The organism is Isoptericola halotolerans (assembly GCF_003003075.1).
Classification (GTDB): Bacteria; Actinomycetota; Actinomycetes; order Actinomycetales; family Cellulomonadaceae; genus Isoptericola; species Isoptericola halotolerans_A.
Map to the genome: position 1 here is coordinate 136692 of NZ_PVTX01000004.1, position 21415 is coordinate 158106.

The following is a 21415-nucleotide window of genomic DNA, read 5'->3' on the forward strand; positions in this document are numbered from 1 at the left end:
TCGCGGCGATCGCACGCAGGTCGCGGACCGGACCGCCGCCCCCGACGGCGGTCGACGCCCCAGGAACGATCGACGCTACGCTGGGCCGTTCCAGCTCTCGGTACCGGACCGGACCGGGACGGCGGCCTGCGAGGAGAACGATGTCGGACCAGCCTGCACAGCCCGTGCCGCACTCGTCCGCACCTGACCCGACCGGTCGCGGTGCAGCCGACGGCTTCGCGCCGCAGGCGGGCGCGTCGGGCCCGCAGCAGTGGGAAGCCGAGCTGCGCCGCTCCGGGCGCGTGGTCGTCCGGGCCCCGAGGACCTTGCGCACCGTCGCCATCGCCCTGACGGCCGGCACGATCGCGCTGTGCTTCGGTGCGGCCATCGGCCTGCCGATCGCGTTCGGGCCCGTGGCTCTGCTCGTGGCCACCGGCCCACTCGTCATCATCGCCGTGCTGGCCGGGGTCTTCCTCGCGATGCAGATCAGCTACCTCGGGCGTGATCTGGTGGTGACCGCGTGCGGGATCCAGGTGGGCCGCAGGGCCCCCGTGCCCTGGCACGAGCTCGCTGGTGTGTCCACGCACCGTGGCGCACTGCGGATCCACGTCCTGCGCTCGGGGCGCCCCGAGACGCTTCAGCTCGGCGACCTCCAGGCACCCTGCGAACAGCTCGTCCGGTGGCTGCAGCCCAAGGCGTTCCCCGCCGCGCTCCCCTAGGGCAGGGCCGGGCGCGCCGGACGCCCGTCCAGGAACGCCAGGTCACGCCGCCCGCACGAACAGCAGACCCACCCACAGCCACCCGACGGCGATGGTCGCCTTCTGGAGCAGCCCGGCCCGCCGGGAGTCCTCCTCCCACGCCTGGCCGAAGGCGAGGAGCCCACCGCCCGCGAGCGCCGCCGTCGTCCCCGAGTAGACCTTCCACCAGACCTCCGGCAGGGCGAACGCCGCGGCGAGGGCAGCCAACGGCACGGCGGCGAACGCGACGACGCCGGCGTGGTCGTGGAGCCGGTGGCGCCACGAGGTCTCCTCGGGCGTGGTGTCGGGCGTGCCGGGTGGATAGCCGCGCATGGGATCCATGGGGAACACGCCGGAGGCGACGAGCGCCAGGCCGAACACGCCGACGACGACGGCGAGCAGCCCGCTGCCCAGAGCCTCACGCCCCACGAGCGCCCCGGCCGCCACCGCCGTGCCGCACACGAGGAAGCTGGTGGTCTGCACCCAGCCGCGCCGGCCCAAGGCGAGCGCGCTCACCGGCTGGCGCACCCACGCGTACCCAGGCCGCGTCCACCCGTCCACGAGGAACACCACGACGAACGACCAGCAGCACACGGCCGCGACCCACAGCATCGGCATCATGCCGTCACCCTTCCCGGCGCGCCCCGTCCGGACAAGTGCCGGAGGTCACGGTCGGTAGGGTCGAGCGCATGACGTCCACCCCGCGCTGGCGCCAGGTCGCCGCAGCGACCGGCCTGCTCGCGCCGAGCGGCGCCGTCGGGCAGACGATCTTCGCCGAGATGACGGTGCTGGCGAACCGCACGGGCGCGATCAACCTGGGTCAGGGCTTCCCGGACGTGGACGGCCCCGACTACGTCAAGGAGGCCGCGAAGGCCGCCATCGACGCCGGCCGCAACCAGTACGCCCCGGGCGACGGCGTCCCCGAGCTGCGCCGCGCCGTCGCCGAGCACCAGCACCGCCACTACGGCCTGGACGTGGACCCGGACACCGAGGTCCTGGTCGCGACCGGGGCCACCGAGGCCCTGACGGCCGCGATCCTGGCGCTGACCGGCCCCGGCGACGAGGTCATCACCCTCGAACCGTTCTACGACTCCCACGCCGCCGCGATCGCGATGGCCGGCGCCACCCACGTGCCGGTCCCCCTGACCGCCGACCTGCGCCTCGACGCGGCGGCCCTGCGCGCCGCCGCCACGGACCGCACGCGTCTCATCCTCGTGAACACGCCGCACAACCCCACCGGCACCGTGCTGACCCGCGCCGAGCTCGAGGACGTCGCCGCCGTCGCCCGCGAGCGCGACACCGTCGTGCTCACCGACGAGGTCTACGAGCACCTCGTCTACGACGACGCGACGCACGTCCCGATGGCCACGCTGCCCGGCATGGCCGAGCGCACGCTCACGGTGTCGAGCTCGGGCAAGACGTTCAGCCTGACGGGCTGGAAGGTCGGGTGGCTGCACGGCCCGGCCGAGCTGGTCACGGCCGTGCGCACGGTCAAGCAGTTCATGACGTATACCTCGGGCTCGGCGTTCCAGCCGGCGATCGCGCTGGCGCTCGCCGACGACGAGACCCCGCGCGCCCTCGCCGCGTCCCTCGCCGCACGCCGCGACCTGCTGCGCGAGGGCCTCGAGGCGGCGGGCTTCGACGTCGTCGTCCCGCGCGGCACGTACTTCGTGGTGGCCGACGGCGCGGCGCACGTCGCACGACTCGGTCTCGAGGACGGCCACGACCTGTGCCTGCGCCTGCCGGAGCTCGCCGGGGTGGTGGGCGTCCCGGTCTCGGCGTTCTGCCGGCAGGGGTCGACGGCGGCACGAGCGCTGCGCTCGCGGGTGCGGTTCACGTTCGTCAAGCGTCCCGAGGTGCTGCGTGACGCCGTCGGGCGCCTCGCGACGCTCGGGCGGTAGCGGGCAGCGCGCCTGACCTTGCCCCACGCCGTGCTACCTCGCGCCGCACTGCACTACCTCGGCGACGACGGCACTACCTCGGCGCAGTAGGCGCTACCTCGTGCCGCGCCGCACTACCTCGGCGGGAACCGCTCTACCTCGGTGTGGTCAGCCAAGCAGGAGCGAGGCCGCCACCGCCAGCATGATGAGCGCGATCACGCCGTCGACCACCCGCCACGCGCCCGGGCGACGCAGCAGCGGCGCGAGGAACCGCGCCCCGTAGCCGAGGCCCACGAACCACAGCATGCTCGACACCACCGCGCCGGCCGTGAACAGCCAGCGGTCGTCGCCGTAGCCGGCGGCGATCGAGCCCTGCAGCACCACGGTGTCCAGGTACACGTGCGGGTTGAGCCAGGTGAGGGCGAGCGCGGTGAGCAGCACCGGTCGCAGCCGCCGTCCGGCGTCGGACCGGGCGACGTCCCGAGCGGCCTCAAGCTCCTCGCCGCCGCGCCACGCCCGGCGGGCGGCCAGCGCGCCGTACCCGAGGACGACGGCGGCGCCCGCCCAGCGGGCCACCTCGACCAGTCCCGGGTGCTGCTCGACGAGGGCGCCGAGGCCTGCACCACCCGCTGCGTACAGGACCGCGTCCGAGGCCGCGCAGACCAGGACCACGACGCCCACGTGCTCACGTCGCACGCCCTGGCGCAGCACGAAGGCGTTCTGGGCACCGATGGCGACGATGAGCGAGAGACCGAGGCCGAGCCCGGCGAGAAAGATGAGCACCCTTCGACGCTAGGCACGCCCCCGAATGAAGTCCAACGAAACTTTCTGACCCTGATGAAGCAATACTTCAGGTATGCGATGGGACTCCGGCCAGCTCGCGGCGCTCGCCGCCGTCATCACCGAGGGCTCGTTCGAGGCGGCGGCCCGGGCGCTGCACGTGACGCCGTCGGCCGTGAGCCAGCGCGTCCGGGCCCTGGAGAACGCCGCGGGCACGGTGCTGGTCCGGCGCACCCGGCCCGCCACCCCCACGGAGCCCGGCCGCACGCTGCTGCGTCTGGCACGGCAGGTGGAGCTGCTCGGCGCGGAGGCCGCGGCCGAGCTCGGCCCCATCGACGACGAGAGCACCGGCCGGCCCGTCACCGTGCCGATCGCGGTCAACGCCGACTCCCTCGCGACGTGGATCATGCCCGCGCTCTCCGCTGTCGACGGCGTCTGCTTCGACGTGCACGTCGCCGACCAGGACCGCACCGCCGAGCTGCTGCCGGCCGGCGTCGTCATGGCGGCGGTGACCTCGCAGCGCGAACCGGTCCAGGGCTGCACCTCGGTACCGCTCGGGGTGACCCGCTACCGGCCGGCGGCCACCCGCGACTTCGTGGCCCGCTGGTTCCCCGACAGCCCGACGCCCGGGGCGCTCGACATCGCCCCGATGGTCGTGTTCGCCCGCACGGACGACCTGCAGGACCGCTGGCTGCGCGCCGTCGCGCAGCAGGCGGGCAGCACCGTGCCCGACCCGCCGCGCCACCACGTGCCCTCGACCGCCGAGTTCCTCGCCGCGGTGCGCACGGGCATGGGATGGGGCATGTGGGGGCCTCTCCCCCGCGACGGCGCATGCTTCGACGTCCTCGCACCCGACGACGACGTCGTCCCGCTCGCCGCCGAGACCGTCGACGTCACGCTCCACCTCCAGCAGTGGCGCCTGCGGTCGACCGTGCTGGACCGCGTCACCGACGCGTTGCGCGAGCAGGCTCGCCGGGTCTTGCCGCCGGCAGGTACCGCGCGCTGAGCGGCGAGTCTCAGGCGCACACCCCGGCGCGCAGCGAGGGGCTGGGCGACGGCGAGGGCTTCTCCTCCCTGACCTCCTCGGCGTCCTCGCTTCCGTCGTCGCTCCCCTTGCCGCCGCCGTCCGACGGCGAGGTGCTCGGCTCCGGCTCGGGGACCAGCGACTCGTCCGCGGCGAACTTCTCCCACATCCCGGCGGCCTCCGACGTCCACACCACGCGGTTCGGGTCCGAGGGGGCGTCGACGACCGGGACCGACTCGAAGACGATGTCCGAGGGGTCCACGTTCCGCACGCTCCAGGCGAGGCCCGCGAGCGCCCGCGGGCTCGCCAGCTCGGGGCTCGTGGAGATGGCCCGCAGCGCGGCCTGGACCATCCGGTAGAGCGCCGGGGTGTCGGTGATGACGTTCTGGTCGAGGACCTCGCGCATCATCGAGTCGATGAACGCCTGCTGCCGCTCGATCCGTTGCAGGTCGCTGCCGAGCTCGAGGCCCATGCCCTCGCCCTTGCGCACGCGCAGGAACTGGATGGCTGTCTCGCCGTCGAGCACCTGGCGCCCCGCATCGAGAGCGAGGTCGCTGTAGCGCTCGTCGCCGACGACGGGCTCCGGCAGGCACATCGGCACGCCGCCGATGGCGTCGACGATGTCGACCACACCGTTCATCTTGACCACGACGTGGTCGTCGATGGTCAGACCGGTCAGGGCCTCCACGGTGAGGATGGTGCAGGCGGCCGCGGCCGTGATGTCGTGCTCGGGCCCCCCGCCGATGGCGAACGCGGAGTTGAACATCGCCCCGTACTGCGGCGAGGTCGTGCTGCCGTCCGGGCGGGGGCAGGCGGGGATGTCCACCAGGGAGTCGCGCGGGATCGAGATCGTCTCGATCCGGCTCCGGTCCCCGCTGATGTGCACCACGAGGGTGGTGTCGGAGTGGAACTCGTCCCCCGAGCCGGCCAGCTCGGCGTTCGCCGCGTCGCGGAAGTCCGTGCCCATCACCAGGATGTCGAGGGACTTCCCGGCGAACGGGTCGGTCGGGTCCTCGGGCTCGGAGGGCTCCGCCTGCGGCTCCGGAGCGCCGTCGCGCCCCAGCAGCGCGTCGACGTCGGACACCTCGATCTGGTTCTGCAGATCGATGTACGCCGCGACCGCCCCCGAGCCGACGAGAGCCAAGACGCCCGTCAGCCCGAGGGCCGTCCATCGCAGGACCCTGTGCCCGGCATGGGGTCCTGCGTGCCGGGGATTGGTGCTCTCCACACCGTCACCCTAAGCCGGTGGTCTTATCCAGGCCTACCGGGCGAGTCAGGACAACGCCCCTTTCACGGCATGTTCACGTGGCCGTCCGCCGCGCTCACGAGTGGCCGTGGCCGCCCAGGGCGGCCACCGCGAGGTCCGGGTGGTCGGCGAAGAGCCCGTCCAGGCCGGCGTCGAGGAACACCCGGATCTCACCCGCGAGGTCGCCGTGCTCGGCCGGGTCGCCGGAGGACCGGAACCCGGTGGGCAGGAACGTGTTCTCCGCGCGGAACGTCCAGGCGTGCACCTCGAGACCGGCACGGTGGGCGTCACGGATCACCGACGTCGGCTCGCCGAGCGTGCCGTCCGCCTCGCGCGGGATCAGCACGTCCTTGGCCGCGCCGATCCCGTCCGCGTACCCGGCGACCTGCCGCAGGCCGCGCCGGGTGACGAGGTCGGCGTACGTCGTCGACTCCCCGGCGGCGACCAGGTCGTACGGCGCGCCGCTCGCCGAGACGAGCTGCGCGATGCGTACGTCGGTCATCTCGTCGAGGTCGCGCAGGTTGCCGGTCTCGAACGACTGCAGGATCACCGGGTCGCGCCGCGAGTCGAGGCCGTTGGCCTCCAGCTCCGCGACCAGCGGCTCCTCGAGCGACAGGCCGACCGAGTCGAAGTACGTCGGGTGCTTGGTCTCGGGGTAGACGCCGACCTGGCGGCCGTCGCAGGTCTCGGAGCGGCGGGCGAGGTCGAGCACCTCGTCGAGGGTCGGCACCTGGTAGAGCCCGTCGAACGCGGCGCTGCCCGGACGCAGCTCGCCGAGGCGCTCCTGCGCGCGCAGGGTGCGCAGCTCCGCCAGCGTGAAGTCCTCGGTGAACCAGCCCGTGACCTCCCGGCCGTCGATGGTCTTGGTGGTGCGCCGGTCGGCGAACTCCGGGTGGTCCGCCACGTCGGTGGTGCCACCGATCTCGTTCTCGTGGCGCGCCACGAGCACCCCGTCCTTCGTCGCCACCACGTCCGGCTCGATGTAGTCGGCGCACTGCAGGATCGCCTGCTCGTAGGCCGCGAGGGTGTGTTCGGGCCGGTACCCGGACGCGCCGCGGTGCCCGACGACGGTGACGCCGTCGTCCCGCGTGCGCTGGCGCTCCAGGTCGACGACGACCATCTCCGTGTCGTCCGGCGTGCCGGGGACGCGGGCGTCGTTGCCGGGGTAGTTGTTGTCGTTGCCGATCAGGATGCGGCCGTCGCGCAGACGCAGGACCGTCTCGAAGGACTGCACCGGCAGGGCGAACGTCTCGCCGAGGCCGTAGCCCTCGCCGGCGTCGATGCCCCGCGGGTTGTCGATCTTCAGCGCGTCGAGCACCAGCTTCTTGGCCACGAAGCCCTCGTGGTCGGTGCGGCGCAGGTCCACCTCGTAGACGCGCTTGGTCACCGACGCGGCAGCGTCGAAGTTGTCCCGTTCGACGAACCAGAATCGACCCTTGCCCACGGTGAACGAGTCGCCGATCACGTTGCCCGGCAGGTCGGTCTGGTAGTCCCAGGTGCGGCCGGTGTACTCGCCGGAGCGGGTGTCGAGCTCGTAGACCACGCGGCGCCGCTCGTCGTCGGTGCCGACCAGGGCGTTCTCGATCACCGGGTACAGGTAGCGTCCGTTCGGCGAGGCGCTCATCGCCTCGAAGCCGCTGCTGGCCCGCACGCCGGGCGCCTCGCCGTCGGCCAGGTACGGGTTCTGCGGGGACTTCAGGCCGCCCGGCAGCGGGATCGGCTCCTCGAGGAGCGTGCCGCTGGCGTCGAAGTGCAGGACGAACGGCCCGAACTCCTCACCGACCCAGAACGAACCGTCCTGGGCGCGGACCACGGACTCGATGTCGAAGTCCGCCCCGGTGAGCAGGCGCTCGGTGGTGCCGGAGCGCACGATCGGGAAGTCCAGCACACCGTTCGCGTCGTTGTAGTCGATGCGGTCCAGGATCTCGATGTCGCCGGAGCCGGAGTGCCGCGCACCGGTGTCCCAGTCGGGCTCGACCAGATAGCTGCGCAGCAGGAAGTCGGCGCTGTTGCCCTGCGTGCCGAACCCGTTGTCCGGCTGGGCCCAGAAGGTGCCGTCGCCGTTGTCGACCATGGCGGAGAACCCGGGGATCACCTGGCCGTCCCAGGGTCCCTGGCGGCCGTTCGCGGGCGAGGCGTCGGCGCCCGACGGCGGCCCGTCGGCGAGGAAGTCGGCGCTGAGCGTGGCGCGTCCCTCCAGCACGGGCACCTCGTGGTGGTGGTGCCGCCCGGGACCGGGGCGGTCGGCGGTCGTGGCCGTGGCGGCGGTGGTCGTCAGGGCGGTGAGGAGGACCGTCGCGGCGGTGCCGGCCGCGACGGTACGGACGAAGGGTGCGGACCTCGCTGTTCTGCGCATGGCCCCATACCACTGAGCCTGGGCGTCGCCCGGCCCAACCCTGGGTGAAGCCTGGTGGGCGACCGGGTGAAGTGCGACTACGTGAGCTGCACCCAGCCGCCGCGCCGGAACGCGGGCGTGGCGATGGCCAGCACGCCGATGGCGCAGACCCAGGCCCCCAGCATCACGGCCGTCATGGCGACGGCGTCGCCCCCGAGCGCCCCGGCGAGCGGGGAGACGACGCCGGCCACGCCGGACTGCACGGCACCGATGACGGCGGCGGCGGTGCCGGCCCGCTCCCCGTGCCGCGACAGGGCGATGGCCGAGGCGTTGGCCGGGATGAGCCCGGTGAACGCGACGGTGACCCAGAGCGCCGCGAGCAGGCCGATCAGCCCGCCGGCACCGGTGAGCGCCACCACGAGGAGCGCCACCGCGGCGACGCCCTGCAGCACGAGCGACGTGCGCAGGATGCGGATCGGGGCCACCCGGCGCACCAGGCTGGCGTTGATCTGCGCCGAGCCGACCAGGCCCACGCCGTTGAGGGCGAACAGCAGGGAGAACTGCGCGTGGCTGAGCCCGTAGACCTCCTGGAACACGAACGGCGAGGTGACGACGTAGCTCATGAGCACGGCCATGCCGAGGCCGGGCAGCAGGGCGAGCGCCATGAAGTGCCGGTCCCGCAGCAGGTGGCGGTACCCGCCGACGACGGTCCGGGCACCGCCGACGCGCCGGCGAGACACCGGGTGGGTCTCGGGCAGGTACCGCCACACGACGAAGCCCATGGTGACGCCGATGATCGCGAGCACCCCGAAGACCCACCGCCAGGAGGCGACGCTCGCGACGAGCGAGCCGAACGTCGGTGCCAGCAGCGGCGCGATGCCGATGATGAGCATGAGCCGCGACAGGATGCGGGCGGCCTCGGAGCCGACGAACCGGTCGCGCACGATGGCCATGGCGGCCACGCCGCAGGCGGCGTTGAAGAAGCCCTGCAGCAGCCGCAGCCCGACCAGCACCGTGATGTTCGGCGCGAACGCGCACAGCAGCGAGGTGACGACGTGCATCGCCAGTCCCCACATGAGCGGGCGCCGCCGGCCGTACCGGTCGGACAGGGGACCGATGACGAGCTGGCCGGCCGCACCGCCGACGAGCATGATCGACACCGACAGCGCGGCGAACGAGGCGCTCGTGCCGAGGTCGGCGGCCACCTCCGGCAGCGACGGCAGATACATGTCGACCGTGAAGGCCGGGACCGCCGCGAGCGACCCGAGCATGACGACCCAGCGGAACGACGAGCGGGCGCGCGGCGGCGCGGTCGGGTTGTCGGGCATGGCCGCCATCGTATCGAAACGATTTGAGAAGGGCGATGGGAATCCCGGTGAGCCCGCTCACCACCGGCACCACCGGCGGCTGTCGGTGCCGTGCGCGACGATGGGCACATGTGCGGCAGGTATGCCTCGTTCACCGACTCCCAGGCCCTGGCGGACGACCTCGCGATCGCCGAGATCGCCGAGGACGCCCGCGTGCTCGGCCCGCGCTGGAACGTCGCGCCGACGGACGACGTCCGGATCGTCGTCGAGCGCCCACGCCGCGAACGCCTGGCGGACGGCAGCACGACGGCGGGCGAGATCACCCGGTCCCTGCAGGCGGCGCGGTGGGGACTCGTCCCGTCGTGGGCGAAGGACCCGGGCGTCGGTGCCCGCATGATCAACGCCCGCTCGGAGACCCTCCTCGACAAGCCGGCGTTCGCCAAGCCGCTGGGCGTGCGCCGCTGCCTCGTGCCGGCGGACGGCTACTACGAGTGGCGCAGGCTCGACCTGCCGACCGCCACCAAGAAGGTGCCCAAGCAGGCCTACTGGATCCACCCGGCCGACGACGGCGTCGTGGCGTTCGCCGGGCTCTACGAGTTCTGGCGCGACCGCAGCCGCGCCGACGACGACCCGGACCGGTGGCTGGTCTCGACCACGATCGTCACCCGGGCCGCCGCCGGCGAGCTGGCACGCATCCACGACCGCACTCCCGCGATCCTCCCTCGGTCCGCCTGGGACGCCTGGCTCGACCCGGCCGTCGGTGCCGAGGAGGCGTACGGCCTGCTGGACATGACGGAAGCACCGTTGGCCGTCCGTCCGATCTCGTCCCGCGTCGGCAACGTCCGCAACGACGACCCCGGTCTCATCGAGCCGGACCCCGCACCGCTCGACCCCGACGTCGTCCGCGTCGGTTGAGCACGGGTCAGCTGGCGCCGACCGGACTGCCCGACCCGCCTTCCCCGTCCGCCTCGAGGACGAAGAAGAGGAAGCTCAGGAACGCGGTCCGTTCGCCCGTCGCGATGCGCGGCGGGAGGAGCTCGGGCGGCGTCGTGGGCGACGGAGCCGGCTCGCTGACCACGCGGATGCGGAACCCCGCCGCGGTGAACGCGTCGGTCATCGCGTGCAGGGGGCGGTGCCAGAACGGGACGGTGACCGGCTCGCCGGCGAACTCGAAGTCCTCCGTGTACGGCCGCGTGGCGAAGTAGTCCTCGGTCGGGTGGTGGAAGGCCCGGACCGACGGATGGTTGACCGAGCAGATCAGCCGGCCACCCGGCCTCAGGACCCGGCGGATCTCGGCCAGGGGTCCGCCCCAGTCCTCGAGGTAGTGCAGCACGAGCGAGGCGACGACGTCGTCGAACGCCGCATCCGCGAACGGCAGGGGCGCCGCGAGGTCGGCGACGTGCAGCGGGACGTCGTCGCCCAGCTGTCGGCGAGCGATCTCGACCATGGCCGGGCTGCCGTCCAGGCCGGTCATCATCCCGCCCCGGGCACGCAGCTCCGCCGTCAGCGGGCCGGCGCCGCACCCGACGTCGAGGACCCGCCGGCCCCGCACGTCGCCGGCGAGGGCGATCATCGCCGGGCGCTCGTAGTGCGCGTTGAGCAGGCTCGACGCGTTCTCCCTGGCATAGCTGTCCGCGTAGTCGTCGTACAGGTCGGCCTGCATCGGTTCTCCTCGTCGGCGCCGTCGGTGTGCGGAACGCTACCGGCCCACCCCGCGGGACGGGCCGTCGGCAGATGTGCGCAAAGTGCTACGATCGCGCACATGACCACGATCGCCAGCCGCGACCTGCGGAACCACACCTCCGAGATCCTGCGACGGGTCGCCGGCGGTGATCACGTCACGGTCACGCAGCACGGCACCCCGGTCGCGGAGATCGGACCCGTGAGGTCGACCCGTCCGCGCTCGCTCCGGCGTGCCGAGCTCCTGGAGCTCCTCGGCACGGTCCAGGCCGATCCGGACCTGCGCAGCGAGCTGGCCGAGCTGGCAGGAGACACGACTGACGACCTCGGTCCGATCCGGTGACCGCCGCCGAGGCGCAAGGGCTGCTCGACACGAGTGTCTTCATCGCTTCCGCGTCCGGCCGTCGACTCGACGGCACCGCACTGCCGGAGGAGTCGTTCGTCTCGGTGATCACGCGGGCGGAGCTCCAGGCCGGTGTCCTGGTGGCCAAGGACTCCGAGACCCGCGCTCGCAGACTGACCACCCTGGACGCGATCTCGCCGCTCGCGCTGCTGCCGGTCGACGCAGCCGCTGCGTCGCACTGGGCTCGCCTGCGCGTCAGGCTCGCCGAGTCGGGACGCCGGGTCAACGTCAACGACCTCTGGATCGCCTCGATCGCCCTGGCCAACGACCTACCCGTCGTCACCCAGGACGACGACTTCTCGCCGTTGGCCGAGCTGGACGCGCTGCGAGTCGTCCGCGTCTGAACGCGGCCGTCGCTCCGCCCGGTCGGCTCCACGCCAGGGCGCCGGCGCTCTACGCTGACCGCCATGAGCCACGTGACCTGCACCGTGACCGACGGCGTCGCGGACGTCCGCCTCGACCGCCCGGACAAGCTCAACGCGCTGTCGCTGGCCATGGTGCACGACCTCGGCGCCACCGCCCGCCGCCTGCGTCGCGACCCGACGCTGCGCGCCGTCGTCCTCTCCGGCGCCGGGCGGGCCTTCTGCGCCGGGATGGACCTCGGCTCCGCCGCGCGGGACCCGCGCGGGACCGCCCGCGCGTTCGTGCCGACGTGGCGCGGCACCAACCCGCTGCAGGAGGCCTGCTGGGCCTGGCGTCGCCTGCCCGTCCCCGTCGTCGCGGCGACGCACGGCGCCGTGCTCGGGGCGGGACTGCAGCTCGCGCTCGCCGCGGACCTGCGCGTCACCGCGCCCGACGCGCGCTGGTGCGTCATGGAGACCGCCCGCGGACTGGTACCGGACATGACCGGGGTCCGGTCGCTCGTCCAGCTCGTCGGGATCGAGACCGCCAAGCGGCTCACCTTCACCGCCGACGAGGTCAGCGGCACCGACGCGGTCGCGCTAGGGCTCGCCGGCACGGCGTCGGACACCCCGTACGACGACGCGCACCACCTCGCGGCCCGGCTCGCCGAGCGGCGGCCCGAGGCGCTCGCGGCGGCGAAGCGGCTGTTCGACCGCCGGTGGTCGGCGGGTGACCGGCGTACCTTCGCCGCCGAACGGCGCGCGCAGCTCCGGCTGCTGCCGGGCGCGCTGGGAGCACTGAAGGGCATGCAGGGCGGCAGAGGCCCGCGGTCGGGCAGGACGGACGTCCCCCCGGCGCGTCAGGACGCCGTGTAGGCGCGGTGCAGGCGCACCGGGGTGATCTCGCCGATCCCCTGGACCTCCTGCGGTGCCTGCGCCGTGAGCGCGTACCGCGACGAGGACGCCAGCAGCGCCGCCGTGGGCGGGTCCACCAGCACGCTGGCCGGCTCGGCCAGCTCGGTGATGCGCGAGGCGAGGTTGACGTCGGGGCCGAACACGTCGCCGAATCGCGACAGCACCCGGCCCCACACGAACCCGACCCGTACGGGGATCTCCTGCTCCGTGGCGTGCGGCGCCGCGAGGCCGAGGGCGCACTCCGCGCCGGTCGTGACGTCGTCGGCCACGAACAGCACGGCATCGCCGATCGTCTTGACGACCCGGCCGCCCGCCTCGGTGATGACGTCGCGGGCCCGGGCCTCGAACTGCTGGACGAACTCCGAGAGCTCCTGCGAGCCGAGGCCGGCGGTGCGCTTGGTGAACGACACGATGTCGGCGAACCCGACCGCACGCCGCAGGGGCAGCTCGTCCGGCACGGGGCGTGCGCCCTGCGAGCCGCCGAACTCCGTGGCGAACCGGCCCATGAGCGCCGCGAGCTGCCGCCGCCAGGCGTGCTCCAGCTGGCGCGCCAGGATGTCGGCGAACCGGGGCACGCGCTCGAGCGCCGCGAGCCGGGCGCTCACGTCGTCCAGCTCGAACCGGCGGCCGATGTGCTCCACGAGCGCCTCGACCTGCCACAGCGCCAGCCGGTCGGCCGTGTGCCCCAGCGAGCGGACGAGCGTCATCTGCGCCTGCTCGTCGAGCTGGCCCTCGTCGATGAGCGCGCCGATCTCCCGCAGGGACTCCATGTCCGCGTCCGTGAACCGCGCCTCGTCCCCGCGCGTGACCGGCAGCCCGAGCCAGCGCCAGTACGACTCGACGAACTCTCGTGACAGGCCCGTGCCGTCCACGAGGTCGTCGAGGGTGTAGGTGCGCGGGCCGCCGAGGATCGCCTCGTCGACCCGTCCGGCGGCGTCGTCGACCGCCGGGGCGCTCTGGTGGGGGGTGTCGCTGGTCACGGGGCCACTGTAGCCAGCGTCACCTGGGCGCTCCCTGGACGTCCGGCGACGGGTGCGCCCGCAGGTGGTGCACGTCGCCCGCGGTGACCACCCGTTCGCCGCCGGGGGTCGCCAGGACGAGCGCGCCGTCGTCGGCCACCCGGTCCGCGGTGCCCACGACGACGTCGTCGCCGCCCGCGAGCTCGGCCCGCACCCTCGTGCCCAGCGTGGCCGACGCCGCGGCGTACTCCTGGGCGAGACCCGCAGCGGCCGCGTCGCCCGCGGCCGCTTCCAGGCGTCCGACGGCGGCGGTCAGCTCGTGCACCAGTCCCACCAGCAGCGCGGTGCGGTCGGCGGCGGCGCCGGCGAGGGCGAGGGACGTGGCCGTCGGCACCGGCAGCTCGTCGGCCCGCTGCGAGACGTTCGTGCCGATGCCCACGACGACGGCGGGCGGCTCGGTCGGGGCGCCGCCGTCGGGCACGACCTCCGCGAGGACCCCGGCGACCTTGCGGTGCGCGCCCAGCCCCTCGACGGGCGTGGCCGCCGGCAGCAGGACGTCGTTGGGCCACTTGAGCCGCGCGTCGCAGCCGAGCACGGCCAACGTCCTCACGACGGCCAGCCCGGCGACGAGCGGTACCCAGCCGAACGCCGTGCGCGGGATCTGCGGGCGCAGCAGGAACGACACCGTCAGCGCCGCGCGGGCCGGGGTCTGCCACGTCCGGCCGGCCCGGCCCCGGCCCGCCGTCTGGTGCTCGGCCGCCAGGGCTGCGGGCGACCGGGCCGAGCCTGCCCGGACGCGGTCGGCCAGGTCGGAGCTGGTGGAGGCGGTGGCCCCCACGACGTCGAGCCGCGCCAACGGGCCGGCGGGGCGGCAGAGGGTGCGGCGCAGGGACTCGACGTCGAGCGGTTCACGGTTCACCGGTCCATCGTCCCGGCTGTCGAGGGTCCACGCCACGGCGCGCTCGTTGTGCGGTCCCCACAAAGATCGTCGGGGTGCCAAGGCCTGTCGCGCATCGATTCGTCGCTTCCCACCATCTAGGGTCGCTTGCGTGAACACCACTGCCGCCAAGCTCGCCGAGCTCGAGCGCCGCCGCGCCGCCGCGATCACGGAGCCCGAGGAGACCGCCCGGACCAAGCAGCACGCACGCGGCAAGAAGACCGCCCGCGAGCGCATCGACGCGCTGCTCGACGAGGGCAGCTTCACCGAGCTGGACGCCCTGGCCACCCACCGCAGCCGCAACTTCGGCATGGACGCCAAGCGGCTGCCGGGCGACGGCGTCGTCGTCGGCCACGGCACCATCGACGGACGCCAGGTGTGCGTGTTCTCCCAGGACTTCACCGTGTTCGGCGGCTCGCTGGGCGAGGTGCACGGCGAGAAGATCGCCAAGGTGCAGGACCTGGCGCTGCGCACGGGCGTGCCGATCATCGGCATCTCCGACGGCGGCGGCGCCCGCATCCAGGAGGGCGTGGCCGCCCTGACGCAGTTCGCCGAGATGTTCCGGCGCAACGTGGCGGCGTCGGGCGTGGTGCCGCAGATCTCCCTGATCCTCGGCCCCAGCGCCGGCGGCGCCGTCTACTCCCCCGCGCTGACGGACTTCATCGTCATGGCCGACAAGACGTCGAACATGTTCATCACCGGCCCGGACGTCATCAAGACGGTCACGGGCGAGGACGTCGACTTCGAGACGCTCGGCGGCGGGCGCACCCACAACGCCACCTCGGGCGTGGCGCACTACCTCGGCGAGGACGAGGACGACGCGATCGACTACGTGCGCCACCTGGTCGGCTACCTGCCCCAGAACAACCTGTCGGACGCCCCGACGTTCCCGCCCGAGGAGGGCGGCGAGCTCGAGGTCACGGCCTCCGACGAGACCCTCGACGAGATCGTCCCCGACAGCGACAACCAGCCGTACGACATGCGCGCGGTCGTCGAGACGGTGCTCGACCCCGACTCGTTCCTCGAGGTGCAGCCGCTGTTCGCGCCGAACGTCCTGATCGGGTTCGGGCACGTCGAGGGCCAGAGCGTCGGCATCGTCGCGAACCAGCCGCTGTCCATGGCGGGCACGCTCGACATCGACGCGGCCGAGAAGGCCGCACGGTTCGTGCGCACCTGCGACGCCTTCAACGTCCCCGTCGTGACGTTCGTCGACGTGCCCGGGTTCCTGCCCGGCGTCGGCCAGGAGCACAGCGGCATCATCCGCCGCGGCGCCAAGCTCATCTACGCCTACGCCGAGGCCACGGTGCCGCTGGTCACGGTCATCACGCGCAAGGCCTACGGCGGCGCGTACATCGTCATGGGCTCCAAGCAGCTCGGCGCGGACGTCAACCTCGCCTGGCCGACGGCGCAGGTCGCCGTCATGGGGGCGTCCGGTGCGGTGAACATCCTGCAGCGGCGCGCGCTGAAGCAGGTCGCCGACGACGGCGGGGACGTCGAGACCGAGCGCCAGCGGCTCACCGACGAGTACACCGAGCGGATCGTCAACCCCTGGGACGCGGCCGAGCGCGGCTACGTCGACGCCGTGATCCGCCCCTCGGAGACCCGCGTGCAGATCGTGCGATCCCTGCGGGCGCTGCGCACCAAGCGCGCGAGCCTGCCCCCGAAGAAGCACGGCAACATCCCGCTGTGAACGTCTGAGAAGATCGACCGATGAGCCACGAGGACGCCACCCACGGCCCGGCACCGCTGGGAGACGTGGACCCTGAGCCGATGCACCGCGCCGTGGACGCCCTGACGGCCGCGCTGCACCAGTACGTGGACACCGCCGTCGGCGTCCGGGCGGAGTTCGGCGCGTCCGAGGCGGACGACGACCCGCGCATCCTCGCGCTGGAGAACCGCGTCGGCACGCTCAACGCGGCCGTGTTCGACCAGCTGCACGACGCGCTGGGGATGCACCCGGACCTGACGACGTCGGTGTGGGAACCCGGTCCGGACTCCGAGCACGACGACGCCGACGAGGACCTGCCCGAGGGCACCGTCCCGGCCGAGGCCTTCTACCTCGGCTTCGTGGTGGCGGACCCGCCCGCCGGGGCGTCGATGACCCTCGACGGCGTCATCGAGCAGCTGGACGAGGCCGGCCAGGAGGCCGCCTCGCGCCTCGTCGCCGGTGGCTACCACGTGCTGGAGTGGGCGGCGTCGCGCGGCCTCGCGCCCGCGTTCGGCGACGACCCCGACGACGAGGAGGACGACCTGTGAACGCCCAGTTCCGTGTGGTGCGGGGTGAGCCCGACGACGTCGAGGTGGCGGCGCTCGTCGCCGGCCTCGCCGCGGTCTCGGCCTCCGGCGACGAGCCGGACGACGTCGCTCCGGTCGACGAGTGGGCCAACCACGCCCGCAACCTCCGCGGCAACGGGGCCGCCACCGCCCGGAGCTTCGGCGGCCGCGCGGGCCGGCACAACGCCGACGCGTGGCGCTGGAGCCTGCGCTCGTGAGCGTGGTCTGGCAGCAGGTCGACACGCCGGGCGAGGTCGAGGCACCGCTCGGCGACGTGCCCGGCCCGGAGCGCCCGGGGCTGCTCCGCCGGTGGCTGTGGCTGCCCGCCCTGCTGGTCACGGTCGCGGTGTACGTGGCGCAGCGGCTGGTGGAGAACCCGTCCGGCGAGCTGGAGATGTGGCTGATGCTCGCCCTCATGGCCGGGCTGGCGGTCACCGCGGTGGCGGCCCTCGTCCGCTACCGCGACGACCAGCGCCACGCGACCGAGACGAGGGCCGCCGAGGCGCTGCGGAACGACGCCCGGGCGGTCACCGGGTCGGTCACCGTCTCCGAGCGCGAGCTCAAGGACGGCACGATGCTGCGCGGGCTGCTCACCTACCCGCGGGACTCCGAGACCGCGGAGGACACCTGGTCGCTGCTGGTGGCCGATGGCGATGCCCCCGGCCCGCGACCCGGCGACCCGGTCGCCGTGTGGTGGGCACCCGGCTCGGACGCCGTCGTCGTGCGCTACCACCGCGGCTGGGCCGACGACGTCCGCCGTTCGCAGCGTTCGTGACCGGCATCTGCCCGCCACCTCGCGGCCGCTTCGCCGTCGTCGGGTCGGGCACCGGCACGACGGCGTCCCGCCTGCTCGACGCCGTCGACGACGGCACGATCCCCGCGGACGTCGCCGTCGTGGTCGGCAACAACAGTCGGTCCGGGATCCTCACCCGTGCACGCGACCGCGGCGTCAGGACCTTTCACCTCAGCGGCAAGACCCACCCGGAACCAGACATGCTGGACGCCGCGATGCTGGATGCCCTCGATGCCGCGGGGACCGACCTCGTGGTGCTCGCCGGGTACATGAAGCTGCTCGGTCCGCGGGTCCTGGAACGGTTCAAGGGCGCGGTCCTCAACACCCACCCCGCGCTCCTGCCCGCCTACGGCGGAGTGGGTATGTACGGCGACCGGGTGCACGCGGCCGTCCTGGCTGACGGCGCGACGCGCACCGGCGCGACGGTCCACCAGGTCACCGCGGTGTATGACGAGGGACCGATCGTCGCCCAGCGGGAGGTCGAGATCCGGCCGGACGACGACGTCGAGCAGCTGCGTGCCCGCGTGCAGGCGGCGGAGAAGAGCCTTCTCGTCGACGTGGTCGCCGCCTGGTTCACCGACGCTGCGCCTCCAGCGAGCGGCGTAGCGGGAGATCAGGCATCCGGGCTCATGCGTGAGTCCCTGCGACGCGACCGGACGGCGTCTCCTCCCTCCGCACGTGCGTGATCAGGCCCTTCTAGTAATGATCGACGGGAACGGGCGCTAACGACGCCCGGGAACGGAGGACCCTGATGGGTATCGGAAGCGGCATCTTCCTCATCGTGGTGGGCGCGATCCTCGCCTTCGCGATCGCACCGGACACCTGGGAGGTCGTCAACCTCAACGTCGTCGGCTACATCTGCATCGCCGCGGGTGTGCTGGCACTGATCCTGGGTCTGGTCTACAACAGACAGCGCTCGCACACGAGCCACCGGGTGGAGCGGTACGACGACCGCACGCCCCCGCCGGCCTGACCTCCTCCGCCGCACGACCGCGAGCGTCTCTGTTCGTCAGGAGTCGAGGCTCGATCCCTGACGAACAGAGACGCTCGCAAGTCATGACGCGTTAACCTCGGGCGCGTGACTCACACCACCGCCGGCAGGGGCCGCGCGAACCGTGCCAGGACCGCGCTCGACGACGTCGCCGACGCCTACGTCCGCGACGTGGCGGCGCTGCAGCCCGACGCCGCCACCATGATGGGCCTGCCGGGACACGACCACGAGCTGCCCGACCTCTCCCCCGCCGGCCACGAGGCGCGCGCCGACGTCGACCGCGCCCTGCTGCGCCGCCTCGACGAGCTCGAGGCCGCCGGTCAGGCGCCCGCGGACGACGTCGACCGGGTCACCCTGGCCGCGATGCGCGAGCGGGTCGGGCTCGCCGTCGAGCAGCACGAGGCCGGCGACCCGCAGTCGTCCCTCAACAACATCGAGTCGCCGGTGCAGCAGCTCCGCGACCTGTTCGACGTGGTCCCCACCGGCACCGTCGAGGCGTGGGAGAACATCGCCGCGCGCCTGAACGCCGTCCCGCAGGCGCTCGCCGGGTACACCGAGTCCCTGACGTGGAGCGCGGAGCGGGGCCGCGTCGCCGCCGTCCGGCAGGTGCGCGCCGCCGTCGAGCAGGCCCGCGAGCTGGCGGGCGACGGCTCGACGTTCACGACGCTCGTGACCGGCGAGCAGGCCGCCGGCGTCCTGGACGACTCGTCGGCCTGCAGCCTCGTGCGCGCCGAGCTGGAGCGTGGCGCCGCGGCGGCGCGGCAGGCGTACGGCGAGCTCGCCGACTTCCTGGAGCGCGAGCTCGCTCCCCGGGCACCGCAGGCCGACGCCGTCGGCCGCGAGGCCTACTCCCGGTACTCGCGGGAGTTCCTGGGCGCGACCGTGGACCTCGACGAGACCTACGCGTGGGGACTCGAGGAGCTGGCCCGGATCGTGGCCGAGCAGGAGGAGCTCGCCCGCACGATCGCCGGTCCGGGCGCCACGGTCGCCGACGCCGTCGCCGCCCTGGACGCCGACCCGGCCCGCCGCCTCGAGGGCACCGCCGCCCTGCGCGCCTGGATGCAGGAGACGGCCGACGAGGCGGTCGCCGACCTCGCCGGCACGCACTTCGACATCGAGGGGCCGGTCCGCACGATCGAGTGCATGATCGCCCCGACCCAGACGGGGGGCATCTACTACACCCCGCCCAGCGACGACTTCTCCCGGCCCGGCCGCATGTGGTGGTCCGTCCCTCCGGGCGTCAGCGAGTTCAACACGTGGCGCGAGAAGACGACCGTCTACCACGAGGGCGTCCCGGGCCACCACCTGCAGTGCGCCGCCGCGGTCGCCGCCCGCGACACCCTGAACTCGTGGCGCCGGCTGGCCTGCTGGGTCTCCGGGCACGGCGAGGGCTGGGCGCTGTACGCCGAGCGCCTGATGGCCGACCTCGGCTACCTCGACGACGCCGGCGACCGGTTCGGCATGCTCGACGCCCAGCGGCTGCGCGCCGCGCGCGTGGTCCTCGACATCGGGGTGCACCTGGGCAAGGAGCTCCCCGCCGCGTGGGGCGGGACGGGCGAGACCTGGGACGCCGACAACGCCTGGCCGTTCCTGCTGGCGAACGTCAACATGCCCGCGGAGTTCGTCCGGTTCGAACTGGACCGCTACCTCGGCTGGCCGGGCCAGGCGCCGTCGTACAAGGTGGGGCAGCGGCTGTGGGAGCAGGCGCGCGACGAGGCCCGCGCCGCCGCCGGCGCCCGCGGCGAGGCGTTCGACCTGCGCGCGTTCCACGCCCGGGCGCTCGGTCTCGGCTCCGTCGGGCTGGACGTGCTGCGCGAGGCGCTCGCCTGACGTGCAGGGCATCCTCACCGGCTTCGCGATCATCGGCGTCGTCGTCGCCGCCGGGTACGTCGCCGGACGGCTCCGGCTCGGCGGCCCGGACGCGGGGACGACCCTCAACCGGATCGGGTTCTTCGTCGCCAGCCCGGCGCTGCTGTTCACCGTCGTGGCCGACGCCGACCTGGGCGAGCTGCTCGGCGCCCCGCTGCTGGTGCAGGCGGTCGCCGGCGCGAGCGCGGCCGCCGTCTTCGTCGTGGTCAACCTGCTGTGGTTCCGGCTGCGCGTCCCCGAGGCCACGATCGGCGCGCTCGGCGCCGGCTACGTCAACGCCGGCAACATCGGCCTGCCGGTGGCCGTCTACGTGCTCGACGACGCCACCGCCGTGGTGCCGGTCATCGGGCTGCAGCTGCTGGTCGTCTCGCCGCTCGTGCTGCTCCTGCTGGACTCCAGCACCAGCGAGAACCGTGTCTCCCTCGGGTTCGTGCTGAGCCAGCCCGTGCGCAACCCCATCATCCTCGGGGCCCTGGCCGGCGGGGCCGTGTCGTTGACCGGGGCGGGCGTCCCGGACGTCGTCCTGGCCCCCCTGGAGATCCTCGGCGGCGCGGCGATCCCGATGATCCTGCTGGCCTTCGGCATGTCGCTGCACGGGTCGAGGCCCTTGCGCGGCGAGGACGACCGCGCCCCTGTCGTCGTCGCCGCGGTGCTCAAGGCCGTGGTGATGCCGGCCGTCGCGTTCGTCGTGGCGCGCCACGGGTTCGGGCTCGACGACGCCGCGGTGGTCTCCGCGGTCACCCTCGCCGCGCTGCCCACGGCGCAGAACATCTACAACTACGCGGCACGCTTCCGCCGGGGCGAGGTGCTGGCGCGGGACACGATCCTGGTGACGACGCTCGCCTCGCCCGTCGTGCTGCTGGTCGCCGCCGCGCTGCTGACGTAGCCACCTCGCCGGCGTGTGACCATGGGCACGCCGTCGCACCACACCCCGGGACGACGGCGCCACCCGCCCCGACCCCGGA

The 21415-nt window shown here is 73.6% G+C and carries 23 protein-coding genes; 15 read left to right on the plus strand and 8 right to left on the minus strand.

From position 1 onward, the window contains the following. The first annotated feature begins 140 nt into the window (after positions 1 to 140). Entirely contained in the window at positions 141 to 698 is a 558-nt protein-coding gene (locus BCL65_RS07560) for a hypothetical protein (RefSeq protein ID WP_106266698.1), read from the plus strand. 42 nt (positions 699 to 740) lie between these two features. Here the strand turns inward: BCL65_RS07560 and BCL65_RS07565 are convergent, their stop codons facing one another. Next, on the minus strand, positions 741 to 1337 hold the full coding sequence (locus tag BCL65_RS07565) for a DUF998 domain-containing protein (protein ID WP_106266700.1): 597 nt from the start codon (positions 1335 to 1337) through the stop codon (positions 741 to 743). A gap of 68 nt (positions 1338 to 1405) precedes the next feature. On the opposite strand from BCL65_RS07565, the gene BCL65_RS07570 reads away from it, so the two are divergent. Next, on the plus strand, positions 1406 to 2617 hold the full coding sequence (locus BCL65_RS07570) for an aminotransferase class I/II-fold pyridoxal phosphate-dependent enzyme (protein ID WP_106266702.1): 1212 nt from the start codon (positions 1406 to 1408) through the stop codon (positions 2615 to 2617). 147 nt (positions 2618 to 2764) lie between these two features. On the opposite strand, the gene BCL65_RS07575 is transcribed toward BCL65_RS07570, so the two are convergent. Then, entirely contained in the window at positions 2765 to 3379 is a 615-nt protein-coding gene (locus BCL65_RS07575; RefSeq protein ID WP_106266704.1) for a LysE/ArgO family amino acid transporter, read from the minus strand. Positions 3380 to 3452: 73 nt separating this feature from the next. Here BCL65_RS07575 and BCL65_RS07580 point away from each other — a divergent pair, with 73 nt between their 5' ends. After that, on the plus strand, positions 3453 to 4382 hold the full coding sequence (locus BCL65_RS07580; RefSeq protein WP_106266706.1) for a LysR family transcriptional regulator ArgP: 930 nt from the start codon (positions 3453 to 3455) through the stop codon (positions 4380 to 4382). A 10-nt stretch (positions 4383 to 4392) separates the two neighbouring features. Here BCL65_RS07580 and BCL65_RS07585 read toward each other — a convergent pair whose 3' ends face one another. The 3 genes from BCL65_RS07585 to BCL65_RS07595 all read right to left on the minus strand — a co-directional run bounded on the left by BCL65_RS07585 (position 4393) and on the right by BCL65_RS07595 (position 9309). Further along, a complete protein-coding gene (locus BCL65_RS07585; protein ID WP_243400862.1) occupies positions 4393 to 5628 on the minus strand; it encodes an LCP family protein in 1236 nt (411 codons plus the stop codon). A 94-nt stretch (positions 5629 to 5722) separates the two neighbouring features. Continuing rightward, the gene (locus BCL65_RS07590; RefSeq protein WP_106266708.1) at positions 5723 to 8002 is read right to left on the minus strand and encodes an esterase-like activity of phytase family protein; all 2280 of its coding nucleotides are present in this window, start codon (positions 8000 to 8002) and stop codon (positions 5723 to 5725) included. Between the two features lie 77 nt (positions 8003 to 8079). Beyond that, positions 8080 to 9309, minus strand: a complete 1230-nt coding sequence (locus BCL65_RS07595) for a multidrug effflux MFS transporter (RefSeq protein WP_106266959.1) — start codon at positions 9307 to 9309, stop codon at positions 8080 to 8082. Positions 9310 to 9417: 108 nt separating this feature from the next. On the opposite strand from BCL65_RS07595, the gene BCL65_RS07600 reads away from it, so the two are divergent. Beyond that, positions 9418 to 10203, plus strand: coding sequence for an SOS response-associated peptidase (locus tag BCL65_RS07600; RefSeq protein WP_106266710.1), 786 nt, complete (start codon positions 9418 to 9420; stop codon positions 10201 to 10203). A gap of 7 nt (positions 10204 to 10210) precedes the next feature. On the opposite strand, the gene BCL65_RS07605 is transcribed toward BCL65_RS07600, so the two are convergent. Beyond that, positions 10211 to 10951, minus strand: coding sequence for a class I SAM-dependent methyltransferase (locus tag BCL65_RS07605; RefSeq protein WP_106266712.1), 741 nt, complete (start codon positions 10949 to 10951; stop codon positions 10211 to 10213). Between the two features lie 99 nt (positions 10952 to 11050). Here BCL65_RS07605 and BCL65_RS07610 point away from each other — a divergent pair, with 99 nt between their 5' ends. The 3 genes from BCL65_RS07610 (at position 11051) to BCL65_RS07620 (ending at position 12588) form a co-directional block, all read left to right on the plus strand. Further along, on the plus strand, positions 11051 to 11311 hold the full coding sequence (locus BCL65_RS07610) for a type II toxin-antitoxin system Phd/YefM family antitoxin (RefSeq protein WP_106266714.1): 261 nt from the start codon (positions 11051 to 11053) through the stop codon (positions 11309 to 11311). Then, positions 11308 to 11715 carry a type II toxin-antitoxin system VapC family toxin gene (locus tag BCL65_RS07615; RefSeq protein ID WP_106266716.1) on the plus strand — a complete coding sequence of 136 codons (408 nt, stop codon included), beginning with the start codon at positions 11308 to 11310 and terminating at the stop codon, positions 11713 to 11715. The genes BCL65_RS07610 and BCL65_RS07615 overlap by 4 nt, the downstream gene beginning before the upstream one ends. Before the next feature lie 63 nt (positions 11716 to 11778). After that, complete coding sequence (locus tag BCL65_RS07620; RefSeq protein WP_106266718.1) at positions 11779 to 12588, plus strand: crotonase/enoyl-CoA hydratase family protein; 810 nt, start codon at positions 11779 to 11781, stop codon at positions 12586 to 12588. Here BCL65_RS07620 and BCL65_RS07625 read toward each other — a convergent pair. Both BCL65_RS07625 and BCL65_RS07630 read right to left on the minus strand, forming a co-directional pair. Beyond that, positions 12573 to 13607 carry an adenylate/guanylate cyclase domain-containing protein gene (locus BCL65_RS07625; protein ID WP_106266720.1) on the minus strand — a complete coding sequence of 345 codons (1035 nt, stop codon included), beginning with the start codon at positions 13605 to 13607 and terminating at the stop codon, positions 12573 to 12575. The two genes, BCL65_RS07620 and BCL65_RS07625, sit on opposite strands and share 16 nt — an antisense overlap. 19 nt (positions 13608 to 13626) lie before the next feature. After that, positions 13627 to 14505, minus strand: a complete 879-nt coding sequence (locus tag BCL65_RS07630; protein ID WP_106266961.1) for a biotin--[acetyl-CoA-carboxylase] ligase — start codon at positions 14503 to 14505, stop codon at positions 13627 to 13629. A gap of 130 nt (positions 14506 to 14635) precedes the next feature. On the opposite strand from BCL65_RS07630, the gene BCL65_RS07635 reads away from it, so the two are divergent. From BCL65_RS07635 to BCL65_RS07670, 8 genes are all read left to right on the plus strand, one after another. Then, positions 14636 to 16213: an acyl-CoA carboxylase subunit beta gene (locus BCL65_RS07635; protein WP_243400861.1), complete on the plus strand. Its 1578-nt coding sequence runs from the start codon at positions 14636 to 14638 to the stop codon at positions 16211 to 16213. 20 nt (positions 16214 to 16233) lie between these two features. Further along, positions 16234 to 16779 carry a hypothetical protein gene (locus BCL65_RS07640; protein ID WP_106266722.1) on the plus strand — a complete coding sequence of 182 codons (546 nt, stop codon included), beginning with the start codon at positions 16234 to 16236 and terminating at the stop codon, positions 16777 to 16779. Beyond that, a complete protein-coding gene (locus BCL65_RS07645) occupies positions 16776 to 17015 on the plus strand; it encodes an acyl-CoA carboxylase epsilon subunit (RefSeq protein ID WP_106266724.1) in 240 nt (79 codons plus the stop codon). Before BCL65_RS07640 ends, BCL65_RS07645 begins: the two co-directional genes overlap by 4 nt. Further along, on the plus strand, positions 17012 to 17572 hold the full coding sequence (locus BCL65_RS07650) for a hypothetical protein (protein WP_125206507.1): 561 nt from the start codon (positions 17012 to 17014) through the stop codon (positions 17570 to 17572). Before BCL65_RS07645 ends, BCL65_RS07650 begins: the two co-directional genes overlap by 4 nt. Beyond that, positions 17569 to 18276: a phosphoribosylglycinamide formyltransferase gene (gene purN, locus BCL65_RS07655; protein ID WP_207767688.1), complete on the plus strand. Its 708-nt coding sequence runs from the start codon at positions 17569 to 17571 to the stop codon at positions 18274 to 18276. Before BCL65_RS07650 ends, purN begins: the two co-directional genes overlap by 4 nt. Positions 18277 to 18341: 65 nt before the next feature. Beyond that, the gene (locus BCL65_RS07660) at positions 18342 to 18563 is read left to right on the plus strand and encodes a DUF6458 family protein (protein ID WP_106266728.1); all 222 of its coding nucleotides are present in this window, start codon (positions 18342 to 18344) and stop codon (positions 18561 to 18563) included. 105 nt (positions 18564 to 18668) lie between these two features. Then, entirely contained in the window at positions 18669 to 20411 is a 1743-nt protein-coding gene (locus BCL65_RS07665; protein ID WP_243400860.1) for a DUF885 domain-containing protein, read from the plus strand. 1 nt (position 20412) lies between these two features. Then, positions 20413 to 21336 carry an AEC family transporter gene (locus BCL65_RS07670; RefSeq protein WP_106266730.1) on the plus strand — a complete coding sequence of 308 codons (924 nt, stop codon included), beginning with the start codon at positions 20413 to 20415 and terminating at the stop codon, positions 21334 to 21336. The last annotated feature ends 79 nt before the right edge of the window (positions 21337 to 21415 follow it).

Bases quoted from the DNA above. Each gene is read 5' to 3' on its own strand.
- BCL65_RS07565 (WP_106266700.1), bottom strand. From the start codon at position 1,337: ATGATGCCGATGCTGTGGGTCGCGGCCGTGTGCTGCTGGTCGTTCGTC.
- BCL65_RS07660 (WP_106266728.1), top strand. From the start codon at position 18,342: ATGGGTATCGGAAGCGGCATCTTCCTCATCGTGGTGGGCGCGATCCTC.
- BCL65_RS07605 (WP_106266712.1), bottom strand. From the start codon at position 10,951: ATGCAGGCCGACCTGTACGACGACTACGCGGACAGCTATGCCAGGGAG.
- BCL65_RS07620 (WP_106266718.1), top strand. From the start codon at position 11,779: ATGAGCCACGTGACCTGCACCGTGACCGACGGCGTCGCGGACGTCCGC.
- BCL65_RS07600 (WP_106266710.1), top strand. From the start codon at position 9,418: ATGTGCGGCAGGTATGCCTCGTTCACCGACTCCCAGGCCCTGGCGGAC.
- BCL65_RS07590 (WP_106266708.1), bottom strand. From the start codon at position 8,002: ATGCGCAGAACAGCGAGGTCCGCACCCTTCGTCCGTACCGTCGCGGCC.
- BCL65_RS07580 (WP_106266706.1), top strand. From the start codon at position 3,453: ATGCGATGGGACTCCGGCCAGCTCGCGGCGCTCGCCGCCGTCATCACC.
- BCL65_RS07610 (WP_106266714.1), top strand. From the start codon at position 11,051: ATGACCACGATCGCCAGCCGCGACCTGCGGAACCACACCTCCGAGATC.
- BCL65_RS07560 (WP_106266698.1), top strand. From the start codon at position 141: ATGTCGGACCAGCCTGCACAGCCCGTGCCGCACTCGTCCGCACCTGAC.
- BCL65_RS07640 (WP_106266722.1), top strand. From the start codon at position 16,234: ATGAGCCACGAGGACGCCACCCACGGCCCGGCACCGCTGGGAGACGTG.
- BCL65_RS07595 (WP_106266959.1), bottom strand. From the start codon at position 9,309: ATGCCCGACAACCCGACCGCGCCGCCGCGCGCCCGCTCGTCGTTCCGC.
- BCL65_RS07570 (WP_106266702.1), top strand. From the start codon at position 1,406: ATGACGTCCACCCCGCGCTGGCGCCAGGTCGCCGCAGCGACCGGCCTG.